This window comes from Micropruina sp. (assembly GCF_027492755.1).
Classification (GTDB): domain Bacteria; phylum Actinomycetota; class Actinomycetes; order Propionibacteriales; family Propionibacteriaceae; genus Micropruina.
In genome coordinates this window covers 48,008-59,643 of sequence record NZ_JAPUED010000130.1, presented here as the reverse complement: position 1 = coordinate 59,643, position 11,636 = coordinate 48,008, and the positions used below count along the sequence as shown (strand labels likewise).

Sequence of the window (11,636 nt, the reverse complement as noted above, 5' to 3'; positions counted from 1 at the left end):
AACCGTCCCCGGACGTGCGAATTTGGAATCTGGAAGAACCGTCCCCCGACGTGCGGAAATCGCACGAGGGAGAACCGTCCCCACCCTCAGGCGGTGGCCTTCGGGGAGAAGATGTGCACCTTGGCGCCGATCGGGGTGTTCTTGAAGATCCAGATCGCGTCGCTGAGCTTGCGGATGTTCACGCAGCCGTGGCTGGACTGGGAGTAGCCCTGGCTGCTGAAGCCGGGCGAATAGTGCACGTACATGTCCGGGTAGAACATCGTGCTGTACGGCATGGCACCGGAGCCGTAGTTCTCCGAGTACGGGTTGACCTGCTTGTCGTAGACCTTCCAGGTGCCGTTCGCGGTCGGGAAGTTGCGCCAGATGTGGGTCTTCGCATGCTGGGCGTAGCCACCGAGCCGGACCTTGAACTTCTTCACCACCTTGCCGTCCTTCAGCCAGGTGAGGGTGCGGTGCGCCTGGTCGACGCAGAGCACGACGCCCTTGGTGTAGCAGGTCTTCGGCAGTTCCTTGGAGACCGTGGGAGCGTTGGTGGCCAGCGCCAGCCAGGTCGACTTGCCCACCCAGCCGTCGGCGTCCAAACCGCGGGAGCGCTGGTAGTTCAGGATCGCGTTCGCACCAGCCACGCCGACATAGCGGGTCTTCGACCACGGGTAGAAGCCGGCCTCTTTCAGCTCGCTCTGCAGCAGCGTCACACAGTCGCCGGACGACCCGGCGCGCACCGTCTTGGGCAGGCAGGCCTTGAACTGCTTGCGCTTCTTGGCGCTCAGATGCGCCAGCGGATCGGGCGGCGGCGGGGGAGTCGCGGGCGGAGTGGACGTCGAAACGCTCGGCTGCGGCGCGGGTGCCGATTCGCCCCCTGCGGGTGCGGGGCCGGCAGTGGGTGCTGCGGCGCAGCCGCCCAGCAGGAGCAGCGACACGACGACGGCGGCGCCACGTCGAGCGCCCTGATGGGGTGGAGCGGTAGTGCGAGCGGCGAGGTTGGGGTGGGCTGGTCTCACCACGGTCCTTCCAGAAAGTTGAAACTGGGAACATTCTACCGGTTTCGGCGGCATGCTCCGACCACCCTCCGCGCGCGTCCTGAGACATGCCCGGCTCAGCCGTCGGACAAGGACCGATACCGGTACTGATGATGCGTGCGGAACCCCAACCGCCGATACAGCCGCACCGCGGCGGCATTGTCGGCGAACACCTGCAACGCGGTCAGCCGCGCGCCGTCGTCCGCTGCCCGCGCGGTCAGCGCCTCCGTGATCAGTGTGCCGAGGCCGTGCCGACGCTCTCGAGCAGTCACCTCGATCGCGGTCAGCACCGCCAACTCCTCGACGAGGGCGACCCGGCCGATCCCGACGGCATCGCCGTCCAGCCGCACCGACAGGTACTGCGCCGGTGCCGCCGTGATCACTCGCCGAGCCACCGACGGCAGCTGCGCACCGGCCCGGTGGTAGAGGCTCAGCCAGGCGTCGTCCGGCTCGTCCGACCAGCGCAGTGCAGCCGTCTGGACGCCGGCCGTGGCCGACGGCGCCGCACTCCGCAGCATCACCAGGGTCCACGGCTCCGCCGCCCAACCCCGGGCGTCACACAGCGCGGCCACTCCGGACGCCGGATCACCGTCGGAGACACCGGGCCGCGCCGCCGGCACCTGCAGCCTGGGCGTGAGCCCGCGTGCCGTGTACCACTCCACGACGCGATCCAGGGCCTCCGGTACCGGCAGGCCCGCGTCGCCGAGCGGCAGCGCGGAGTTGGCCCGTCCGGTGAAGCCGTCGGCGGCGCGCAGCTCCCACTCCCCTAGCCAGTCCTGCTCGAGACCGGGCCAGCTGCGGGCGCAGAGCCGTTGCAGGGTGACGATGTCCATCGCCCCACTTTGTCCCAAGTCGGGCTTCGACTTGTCCAGGACGTCGCCGGCCGGGCGGATGGGCACTCGCCGAGTCTCCTTGAACTCCACATGCCGCCGGATGATCGGGTCGTATCTGCGCGGCGCCATCCGCTCCGGATCCCGAAGCCTGGACGGGCACCGGTGACCTGGCAGACGCGCGACATGGAGCACACCTGACTCGTATTGAGAATCGTTTTCATCTAAGCTGACGGCACCATGACCAAGCACCAGCATCCCGACTATCGTCCGGTCGTCTTTCGCGACAAGTCGGCCGGACTCGTTCTCCTGACCCGTCCGACGGCGCAGGCCACCCGGACCATCGACTACGAAGGCGCCCGCTATCCCTTGGTGGACGTCGAGATCTCCAGCGCCAGCCACCCGTTCTGGACCGGCCGTGACCGGCTCGTGGACACCGAGGGCCGGGTGGAGCGATTCAACCGCCGCTACGGACGCCGAGGAGCCGCCCAGTGAACCCGCACGACCGCGTCCCCGTCGTCTTGGTCAGCGGTATCGCCGACGCCCCGATGTTCACCGTCACCGCCGCCCTGCAGTGGGACCTGCCGACGGCGGTGGCCGTCCGGCATGAGATCGACCCTGCCCGCGAGGTGCTGATCCGCACCGTCTCGGACGCCGACGGCCTGATCGACCGGGTCGAGATCGACGTCGCCCACGCCTGCGTCAGCTGCGCGATCCGCGAGGACGTCGTCCCGACCCTGGAGCGGCTGGCCGCCGCCGGCAGCTGGGAGGCGATCATCGCGCACCTTCCGGTGAGCGCCGAGGCCACCCAGGTGTGCCGAGTGCTCGGCTATCAACCGGACGCCGCACCGCACCTGCGCATCGCGGCCGCCCTGGTCGCGCTGGAGGGATCCACGTTGCGCACCGATCTGCTCGGCGACGACCTGCTGGTCGAGCGGGGTCTGCCGGTCCGCGACGACGACCTTCGCGGGGTCGCCGAGACCGCGTCGGCGATGGTCGAGTACGCCGACCTGGTGATCGCCCACGATCTCGATGACGACGGACGCGACCTGCTCGCCGCGATCGCCCGTCCGGACGCCCGGGTCGCCGGCTCGGCGTCCGAGGTCGACGCCCGGGTGTTGCTGCCCGGCGTGCACCGGCACGACCACAGCGAGGACTGGGTGCAGGCCGTCCGGCGCGGTCCGCTGCCCACCCGCACCGACGGCAAGGCCTGGGTGCTGGACTTCAGTTCCGAGCGACCGTTCCACCCCGAACGGCTGCAGCAGCGGATCGAAGCCCTCGGACGTGGCCACCGACGCTCGCGCGGCTGCTTCTGGCTACCCAGCCGGCCCACCCAGGTGTGCCGCTGGGACGGCGCCGGCGGCATGGTGAGCATCGGCCCCGAGCATGTCTGGGACGAGGCCGGCCCGCTCACCCGGATCGTGATCGTGGGTGTCGATGACGACCGCGAGAAGCTCGCCGAGGCGTTCCACTCCTGCCTGCTCACCGACGCCGAACTCGCCGAACGCGGCCGCTACTGGGAGGTCGCCTCCGACGGCCTGGAGCCGTGGCTGGGACCGGTCCGCGGCGGGATCGGCATCCAGGAGTGGTCATAGCCCCGCCCGCGCAGCACAGTCCGACAACTCCCCGTACCGCCCGCTGACCCGAACGAAACGGAGAACACCCATGAACACCCAGGATCTCGCCGCCGCCCTGGCGGCCCGCACCGGCCTGACCCGCACGGTCGCCGAGGACACCGTCAGCACACTTCTCGACCTGATCGCGACCGAGGTGACCGACGGCGACAAGGTCACGCTGCCGCGCTTCGGCGTCTTCGAGGCCCGACACCGGGCCGCCCGAGCCGGACGCGATCCGCGCACCGGCGAACCGATCACCGTCGCCGCGCGGCGGGTGCCGGTCTTCCGTCCGTCCAGCGCCTTCCGGGAGCGAGTGGACGGGCGTCCCTGACCACACCACCGACAAACGCCGAACGGCCCAGCTGGATTCACATCCGGCTGGGCCGTTCGGTACTTTGCAGCCCCGACGGGATTCGAACCCGCGCTACCGCCTTGAGAGGGCGGCGTGCTAGGCCGCTACACAACGGGGCCCTAGCGGTCGCACGAAGCGACTGTCGAAGATTACCAAAGCCAGCACAGCTCAAGCGAATCCTCTGCGCTGGGGTACTAGGACTCGAACCTAGACTGACGGAACCAGAATCCGGCGGGCTGCCAATTACCCCATACCCCATCGCTGACCCTTGTCGGGCCAGCGAGGTGCAACGTTACCGAATGCCCACCGTCGCTTCCAAATCAGGGCCGCGCGGGCGTGGTGACGTCGAGCCGCAGCCGGCGTCCGAGCAGGATCGCGAGCACCGTGAACAGGCCGAAGCCGGCGAGATCCCAGACCAGGTCGATCCAGCCGATGGTCTGGGTGGCCTTCACCTCGGCGATCGTCGAGTACAGACCGGCGTAGCTGAACGCCATCAGGTTGTTGACCACATGTGCACCGATCGCTGCCTCGAGACCGCCGGTGCGCACCACCAGGGCACCGGCCAGCAGGCCGAAGGCGAACCGGTCCAGGAACAGCGGCAGGTTCTGGGTGCCGTGGAACAGCGCGAACAGCAGCGCCGAGCAGACCACCCCGAACCAGGGGGTCCGCGGCACCAGCGTCTGGAACGCCTGCAGCAGGTAGCCGCGGAAGAAGAACTCCTCGGCGGCGGCCTGCAGCGGCGAGGTGAGCAGGATCACCACCAGGAAGACCCAGTAGTCGGCCTGCGGTTGCAGGGTCGGGAACGAGGCGCCGAGGTGTTGCACGAACAGCACCAGGTTGAACAGCACGAGCGCCAGCAGCATGCTCAGCAGCAGATAGCGCCAGCGGAACCAGGGCCGCACCGACCCCAGCCAGCGCGGACGGCGGTGGTGCACGAACAGCACCACACCGAAGCTGATCGGGATCAGCGTCGCCAGCGCGAGGTGTCCCGACAGCATGCCCCACGGATTGTCGAACCGGCTCAGCGCACGCAGCCAGTCGGCGAAGTCGCCGCCCGGGCTGAGCAGCAGCCAGCCCAGCCCGCCGAGCAGCTGGGAGACCAGGCTGGCACCGAAGAAGAACAGCAGCACGCCGGTGAGGATGCCGACCACCGAGCGCAGCTTCTGCTGGTCGGCGGCACCGGTCAGGATCTGGTCGTACCGGACGCCGCCGGGCGTGGCCTCGTTGGCGAAGGCGTCCACCCAGGAGCGCCCGGACGCCGCCACCTCAGTCCTCCGCGACGACCGGATTGGTCAGCGTCCCGAGTCCCGCCACCCGCACCGACACCGAATCGCCCGGCAGCATCGGGCCGACACCCTTCGGCGTCCCGGTCAGCAGCACGTCACCGGGCAGCAGCGTGGTGAAGCTGGTGACGAACTCGATCAGCCGCGGGATCGAGTAGACCATCTGCGCGGTGTTCGACTCCTGCCGGGCCTCGCCGTTGAGCGTGGTGGCGATGTCGAGGCGTCCGGCCTCCTCGATGCTGAGGTGGGTGGAGATCCACGGGCCCAGCGGGCAGAACGAGTCGTAGCCCTTGGCCCGGCTCCACTGCTTGTCCTTGGCCTGCAGGTCGCGGCAGGTGACGTCGTTCGCGATCGTGTAACCGAAGATCACGTCGGCGGCCCGCTCGGCCGGCACCCGGCGGCAGATCCGGCTGATGACGACCGCCAACTCGCCCTCGAAATGCAGGTTCTCGGTCTCGGGCGGGTAGACGATCGGCTCCCCCGGCCCGATCACCGAGGTGTTCGGCTTGAGGAAGACCAGCGGCTCGTCCGGCACCGAGGAGTTGAACTCGGCGGCGTGCGCCGCATAGTTCTTGCCGATGGCGACGATCTTGCTGCGCGGGATGACCGGGCTGACCAGCCGGACGTCGTCCAGCAGGTGCCGCTCACCGGTGTACTTGACCGGGCCGGCCAGCGGATCGCCGCTGATCGCCGCGACGGTGTCGGGGTGCTGTCCGGCGTCCTCGGCCAGTTCGACGATGCCGTAGCTGGGGTCGCCGCCATCGGCGACGTAACGGGCGATGCGCATGGGTGGCAGCCTAGTGGCCCACTGTTACCGCTCCACCCCGGCCGTCATACTCGGCCCATGGGCAGCACCTTCGACATGGTCGACCTGATCCGGGCCAAGCGTGACGGACGCCGGCTCGGCGATGCCGAGATCGACTGGCTGATCCGCGCCTATACCGACGGCGCGGTCGGCGACGACCAGATGGCCGCACTGGCGATGGCGATCGTCTTCCGCGGCCTGGACGCCGGCGAGTTGAGCACCTGGACCGCGGCGATGATCGACACCGGCGAGCGGATGGACTTCTCGGCGTTACGGCGTCCGGTCGTCGACAAGCACTCCACCGGTGGTGTCGGCGACATGATCACCCTGCCGCTGGCGCCGATCGTCGCCGCCTGCGGGGCGGCCGTCCCGCAACTGTCCGGACGCGGCCTGGGCCACACCGGCGGCACCCTGGACAAGCTGGAGGCGATCCCCGGCTGGCGCGCCGACCTGGCGCCCGCGGAGATGCTGCACCTGCTGGACGAGGTGGGCGCGGTGATCTGCTCCCCCGGCCCGGGCCTGGCCCCGGCGGACCGGAAGCTCTACGCGCTGCGCGACGTCACCGGCACCGTGGAGTCGATCCCGCTGATCGCGTCCTCGATCATGAGCAAGAAGATCGCCGAGGGCACCCCCGCGCTGGTGCTCGACGTCAAGACCGGCTCGGGTGCCTTCATGCGGGAACGGGAGCGCGCGGTCGAACTGGCCCGCACCATGGTCGGGCTGGGCCGGTCCGCCGGGGTGGCGACCGTTGCCTACGTGAGCGCGATGGAGGCTCCGCTCGGACGGGCGGCCGGCAACGCGATCGAGGTGGAACAGGCCGTCGAGGTGCTGAACGGACGCGGCCCGGCCGATGTCGTCGAACTGACCCTCACCCTGGCCCGGGAGATGCTGCATCTGGCCGGCATCGAGGCCGACCCGGCGGAGGCGCTGCGCTCCGGTCGGGCGCTCGAGGTGTGGCGGGCAATGATCCGCGGCCAGGGTGGCGATCCGGACGCGCCGCTGCCGAGGGCCCGGCATCAGCAGGTGATCGCCGCACCGCGTTCCGGCGTGCTGACCAGGTTGGACGCCTACGCGGTCGGTGTGGCGGCCTGGCGGCTCGGCGCCGGACGGGCCCGCCAGGGCGACCCGGTGCAGGCGGCGGCCGGCGTCCGCTGGCACGCCGGCGCCGGCGAGGAGGTCGCCGCCGGACAGCCCTTGTTCACCCTGCTGACCGACACCCCGGAGCGGTTCGCGCGGGCCGAGCAGGCGTTGGCGGGCGGCTGGGAGATCGGCGAGGATGCCGGGCCGCCACAGCCGCTGGTGCTGGAGCGGATCGACTGAGGTTTGGCAACGCCGTCCATCGCTGGTTGAGCTTGCCGAAACCTCTTGCGGGCGCGCATGTCCAGGTCTCGACAAGCTCGACCAACGAAGCTCAGCGCTTCCCCAATCGAGCCACGGTACCGGGAGCACCGCCGGCTCCATGAGCGGACACGCCCGAAATAGTCACATCAACTAATAGCTGTCAGACTTGGCCGTGGGCAGCCTTCCCCCCTCTCGGTGCCCACTGAGAACTCCTTTGCACGAATCGAAAGGCTTGAAACCCCGATGCTGAAGCTGACCGGCTCCCGGAAGTCCGCCACCCGCAAGATCACCTTCGCGCTGCCGTCCGATCACCCGGCCGGCAAGGTGTCCGTGGTGGGCAATTTCAACGACTGGACCCCCGGCACCGACCTGCTGAAGAAGCGCTCCAACGGCACCATGAGCGCCACCGTCACCCTGCCGTCCGATTACATCGTCGCGTTCCGTTACCTCGGCGAGAACGGCCAGTGGTTCGACGACCAGGACGCCGACTTCGTCGACGCCGGCGCCAGCGTCATCCTCGCCCCCGCGAAGTGAACTGAGCGGGCCGGCGGCTCGCCTCCGGTCCGACTCACCCAGCGACCCCGCTTCGGCGTCCGATCGTCCGGGTGCACACTGGCGCTCATGGCGCAGCACGGCTGGACGATCGCACGCTGGAACCGGACGGCGGCCTGGCCACTCGCCATCGCCGCCGTCGTGTTCCTGATCGCGTACTCGTGGGAGATTCTGGACACCGGCCTGTCACGACCCTGGCAGGTCACCCTGCAGTTGGTCGACTACGTCACGTGGGCGGTGTTCGCGCTCGACTATGTGGCGCGGGTGTACCTGGCCAAGCAGCGCTGGCGTTACCTCGGACGGCACATCCCCGATCTTCTGATCGTGGTGCTGCCCCTGCTGCAACCCCTGCGACTGCTGCGACTCCTGGTGCTGTTGCGCTTCATCGAGCGACGGGCGGCGACCTCACTGCAGGGCCGTGTCGCCAGCTACGTGCTGGTGTCCACGGCGCTGCTGCTCTACACCGGCGCCCTGGCCGAATTCGCCGCCGAACGGGACGCACCGGGCGCGAACATCACCGACTTCGGCACGGCCCTGTGGTGGGCGCTGACCACGATCACCACCGTCGGCTACGGCGACCACTACCCGGTGACCATTGAGGGACGCCTGGTGGCGGCGGTGCTGATGATCGCCGGCATCGCGCTGATCGGTGTCGTCACCGCCACCGTCGCCGCATGGCTGGTGCAACGGGTATCGAGTCCCAGCAAGGACGAGAGCGAACGGTCCATCGAGGAACTGAAGACCGAAGTGGCTGCGTTGACCGCCACCCTTCAGCAGTTCATGGAGTCCGGGGTCAGCGATCCTGCCCAAGACGCCGTCGATCGAACCAATTCGCACCGCGCGCCTTGAAGGTGCCGAGGCCGACCGATCCTCGGGCCACGATCAGCGGATTGCCCCAGGCCGCCTGGCTGGGCACCTTGCTGGTGATCGTGCCCCAGGTCTTGCCGAGCCGATCGCACTGCACACCCCAACCTTCGGGGACGATCACCAGCACCGTGGCGGCGCCGGGCAGTACCTCGAGGTCGATCACCTCGCTGCCGGCCGTTGCCTGCAGGCAGTCCAGCCGGACGGTGTCGGCCAACGCCTGGACCCGCAGGAACGGCGGCACCTCCCAGGGCCCGGTGCGCTTGGCGCCGCTGAAGCCCGCATTGAGGATCAGCGGATCGGCGAGCGAGAAGCCCGGCCGCGCCGTGCCCGGCGGGGTGGGCGTGCGCTGATACATCGGCGCCGGCGGGTAGGCCTCCACCTGTTGCAGCCGGACGGGCGCGGCGTCCGCGGGCGGCCGCAGATCGGCCAGCAGGGCGTCCAGGTCGCCGTAGGTGCGCGCCGCCGCGGCCGCGGCGGCGCGATCGGCGAGTTCGTCCGGCGTCAGCTTGCCGTCCTGGGCGGCGCGCTGCAGTTCGGCGACGGCGGCGTCCCGCTCGGCGTTGCCGGCCCGCAGGTGCGCATTGCTCTCGCTCATGCAGCGATCCTACGGGGCCACGGCTGCGGCGTCCGGCAAGCCGTCCGTGGCTCAGTTGTGCTTGGTGAGCCCCCAGCGGTAGGCATCGTAGAGCGCCTCCCAGCTGGCTTCGATCACGTTCGTGCCGACGCCAACCGTGGTCCAGGTGCGCTGGCCGTCGGTGGTGTCGATCAGCGTCCGGACGATGGCGTCGGTGCCGTGCCCCTGGTCGAGGATGCGCACCCGGTAGTCGGTCAGCTCGAAGTCGTCGACGTGCGGGTAGGCCTGCTTCAGTGCCGTCCGCAGGGCGTGGTCGAGGGCGTTGAGCGGACCATGTCCCTCCCCGACGTAGGCGAGGTTCTCGCCGCGCGCCCGCAGCTTCACGGTCGCCTCCGAATCGCCCTCCGGCTTCACCTCGTGCTGGGTGAACACCCGCCAGGTCAGCACCTCGAAGAACTCGTCGGCCATGCCCAGCTCGCCACGCAACAGCAGCTCGAAGCTGGCGTCCGCGGACTCGTAGCTGTAGCCGTCCATCTCGCGCTGCTTCACGGTGTCGGTGATCCGGCCGGCAAGCTCACGATCCGAGAGGTCGTAGCCCAGTTCTTCGCCCTTGAGCTGGATGTTCGCCCGGCCGGCCATGTCCGAGACCAGCATGCGCATGTCGTTGCCGACCAGGGTCGGGTCGATGTGCTGGTAGAGGTTGGCGTCCACCTTGATCGCGGACGCGTGCAGCCCGGCCTTGTGGGCGAACGCCGAGATACCGACGTAGGGCTGCTTGGTGTTCGGGGGCACGTTGGTGACGCCGGCGATGGCGTGGCTGAGCCGGGTCGCGTCGCGCAGCGCCGACTCCGGCACCAGCGACCAGCCGTACTTGAGCTGCAGGTTGGCGATCAGGGTGATGATGTTGGCGTTCCCGGTGCGCTCACCGTGGCCGTTGACCGTGCCCTGGATATGCATGACGCCGGCATCCACCGCCGCCAGGGTGTTGGCGACCGCGCAGCCGGTGTCGTTGTGGCAGTGGACGCCGAGGTCGACCCCGATCGCACTGGCTGCAGTCACCACGTCACCCATCTGCGAGGGCAGCATGCCCCCGTTGGTATCGCACAGCACCACCACCTCGGCACCGGCCTCAGCCGCCGCCCGGACGCACTCCAGCGCGTAGCTCGGGTTCAGCTGGTAGCCGTCGAAGAAGTGCTCGCAGTCGACGAACACCCGGCGTCCGGCAGCAACCAGGTGGCTGACGGTGTCGCGGATCATCTCCAGGTTCTCTTCCAAAGTGGTGTGCAGTGCCCGGAAGACATGCTCGGAATGGCTCTTCGCCACGATGCAGACCACCGGCGTGCGGGCGTCGATCAGCGCCTGGACGAGCGGGTCGGCGGCCGCGGTCGTCCCCACCCGGCGGGTGAATCCGAAGGCGACCAGTTCAGCGTGCTGCAGCGTCAGCTCGCCATCGGCCGCGGCGGCGAAGAAGGCCGTGTCGTTCGGGTTGGCACCCGGCCAGCCGCCCTCGATGAAGTCGACGCCGAGTTCGTCGAGAAAGCCCGCGATCTTGAGCTTGTCGGCGACCGACAGGCTCAGCCCCTCCTGCTGCGCACCGTCGCGCAGCGTGGTGTCGAAGACATGGAAGGTGTCCGGCGCGGCAGGAAAGCTCGACATTGTGCCCTCTAACGGTGAGTGGGAGGTCGCGCGGCGATACGCGATAACCAAGTGAGTGTGCCGCTCGGGGAGTCGTCGCGGAGAGTTGATCTCAGGCACTGAGACCCTGGTGCCCGCTCTTGGGACGCGGCGGCGGCACGGAGTAAGACATGCCCATGGCCATCACAATTGTCCGGGGCAACCCTGTCGCAACCGCCGGCGATCCTCCCGCCGTCGGCTCGCCGCTGCCGCCGCTCACCTTGACCCTGCCCGATCTGTCGGACGTGACGCTTGACGACTACGCCGGGCGGAACCTGGTCTTCAACATCTTTCCCAGCATCGACACCCGGGTGTGCGCGCTGACCGTGCGACGGTTCAACGAACTCGCCGCCGGACTGCCGGACACCACCGTGTTGTGCGTCTCGCACGACCTCCCGTTCGCGCTCGGACGCTTCTGCGGCGCCGAGGGCATCGAGAACGTCGTGGTGGCGTCGGCGTTCCGGTCCAGCTTCGGCCAGGACTACGGCCTCACCCTGACCGACAGCGTGATGCGCGGCCTGCTCGCCCGGACGGTGATCGTCGCCGGCGCCGACGGCGTCGTCCGGCACGTGCAGATCACCGAGAGCACCAGCGACGAGCCGGACTACGACGCCGCGGTTGCCGCCCTGTCCTGACCCTTTCCTCCCCGCGTGCCGGATCCCGGTACGCGGGGACGGTTCTTTTGGTCACCGGGGACGGGTCTCCTGGTCACCGGGGACGTGC

13 protein-coding genes and 2 tRNA genes are annotated in these 11,636 nt (G+C 69.3%); 7 read left to right on the top strand and 8 right to left on the bottom strand.

Annotated features, from left to right (window positions below; genetic code table 11):
- Positions 1-86 precede the first annotated feature (86 nt).
- Both Q0066_RS09640 and Q0066_RS09635 read right to left on the bottom strand, forming a co-directional pair.
- Positions 87-920: a L,D-transpeptidase family protein gene (locus tag Q0066_RS09640; protein WP_298132376.1), complete on the bottom strand. Its 834-nt coding sequence runs from the start codon at positions 918-920 to the stop codon at positions 87-89.
- 176 nt (positions 921-1,096) lie between these two features.
- Complete coding sequence (locus Q0066_RS09635; protein WP_298132374.1) at positions 1,097-1,981, bottom strand: GNAT family N-acetyltransferase; 885 nt, start codon at positions 1,979-1,981, stop codon at positions 1,097-1,099.
- Positions 1,982-2,089: 108 nt separating this feature from the next.
- On the opposite strand from Q0066_RS09635, the gene Q0066_RS09630 reads away from it, so the two are divergent.
- Genes Q0066_RS09630 through Q0066_RS09620 form a run of 3 tightly spaced genes read left to right on the top strand, consistent with a single transcriptional unit; the run spans position 2,090 to position 3,796 of the window.
- The gene (locus Q0066_RS09630; protein WP_298132372.1) at positions 2,090-2,344 is read left to right on the top strand and encodes a type B 50S ribosomal protein L31; all 255 of its coding nucleotides are present in this window, start codon (positions 2,090-2,092) and stop codon (positions 2,342-2,344) included.
- The gene (locus Q0066_RS09625; RefSeq protein WP_298132370.1) at positions 2,341-3,444 is read left to right on the top strand and encodes a GTP-binding protein; all 1,104 of its coding nucleotides are present in this window, start codon (positions 2,341-2,343) and stop codon (positions 3,442-3,444) included. The genes Q0066_RS09630 and Q0066_RS09625 overlap by 4 nt, the downstream gene beginning before the upstream one ends.
- 43 nt (positions 3,445-3,487) lie before the next feature.
- Positions 3,488-3,796 (top strand): HU family DNA-binding protein, encoded by a 309-nt coding sequence (locus tag Q0066_RS09620; RefSeq protein ID WP_298132384.1) that lies wholly within the window; start codon positions 3,488-3,490, stop codon positions 3,794-3,796.
- 67 nt (positions 3,797-3,863) lie between these two features.
- Here Q0066_RS09620 and Q0066_RS09615 read toward each other — a convergent pair.
- The 4 genes from Q0066_RS09615 to Q0066_RS09600 all read right to left on the bottom strand — a co-directional run bounded on the left by Q0066_RS09615 (position 3,864) and on the right by Q0066_RS09600 (position 5,887).
- Positions 3,864-3,936, bottom strand: a tRNA-Glu gene (locus Q0066_RS09615).
- A 67-nt stretch (positions 3,937-4,003) separates the two neighbouring features.
- A tRNA-Gln gene (locus Q0066_RS09610) sits at positions 4,004-4,075 on the bottom strand.
- A 62-nt stretch (positions 4,076-4,137) separates the two neighbouring features.
- Positions 4,138-5,082 (bottom strand): CPBP family intramembrane glutamic endopeptidase, encoded by a 945-nt coding sequence (locus Q0066_RS09605; protein WP_298132368.1) that lies wholly within the window; start codon positions 5,080-5,082, stop codon positions 4,138-4,140.
- A 1-nt stretch (position 5,083) separates the two neighbouring features.
- Positions 5,084-5,887, bottom strand: a complete 804-nt coding sequence (locus Q0066_RS09600; RefSeq protein ID WP_298132366.1) for a fumarylacetoacetate hydrolase family protein — start codon at positions 5,885-5,887, stop codon at positions 5,084-5,086.
- A gap of 57 nt (positions 5,888-5,944) precedes the next feature.
- Between Q0066_RS09600 and Q0066_RS09595 the strand changes: the two genes are divergently transcribed.
- The 3 genes from Q0066_RS09595 (at position 5,945) to Q0066_RS09585 (ending at position 8,647) form a co-directional block, all read left to right on the top strand.
- Positions 5,945-7,225 (top strand): thymidine phosphorylase, encoded by a 1,281-nt coding sequence (locus tag Q0066_RS09595; RefSeq protein ID WP_298132365.1) that lies wholly within the window; start codon positions 5,945-5,947, stop codon positions 7,223-7,225.
- A gap of 264 nt (positions 7,226-7,489) precedes the next feature.
- On the top strand, positions 7,490-7,780 hold the full coding sequence (locus Q0066_RS09590) for an isoamylase early set domain-containing protein (protein ID WP_298132363.1): 291 nt from the start codon (positions 7,490-7,492) through the stop codon (positions 7,778-7,780).
- A gap of 87 nt (positions 7,781-7,867) precedes the next feature.
- Positions 7,868-8,647, top strand: a complete 780-nt coding sequence (locus Q0066_RS09585; protein WP_298132361.1) for a potassium channel family protein — start codon at positions 7,868-7,870, stop codon at positions 8,645-8,647.
- Here Q0066_RS09585 and Q0066_RS09580 read toward each other — a convergent pair.
- Positions 8,592-9,260: a DUF1707 domain-containing protein gene (locus Q0066_RS09580; RefSeq protein WP_298132360.1), complete on the bottom strand. Its 669-nt coding sequence runs from the start codon at positions 9,258-9,260 to the stop codon at positions 8,592-8,594. The genes Q0066_RS09585 and Q0066_RS09580 overlap by 56 nt on opposite strands.
- Positions 9,261-9,311: 51 nt before the next feature.
- Positions 9,312-10,895, bottom strand: coding sequence for a citramalate synthase (gene cimA, locus Q0066_RS09575; protein WP_298132358.1), 1,584 nt, complete (start codon positions 10,893-10,895; stop codon positions 9,312-9,314).
- A 155-nt stretch (positions 10,896-11,050) separates the two neighbouring features.
- On the opposite strand from cimA, the gene tpx reads away from it, so the two are divergent.
- A complete protein-coding gene (tpx, locus tag Q0066_RS09570) occupies positions 11,051-11,548 on the top strand; it encodes a thiol peroxidase (protein WP_298132356.1) in 498 nt (165 codons plus the stop codon).
- Positions 11,549-11,636: the final 88 nt, after the last annotated feature.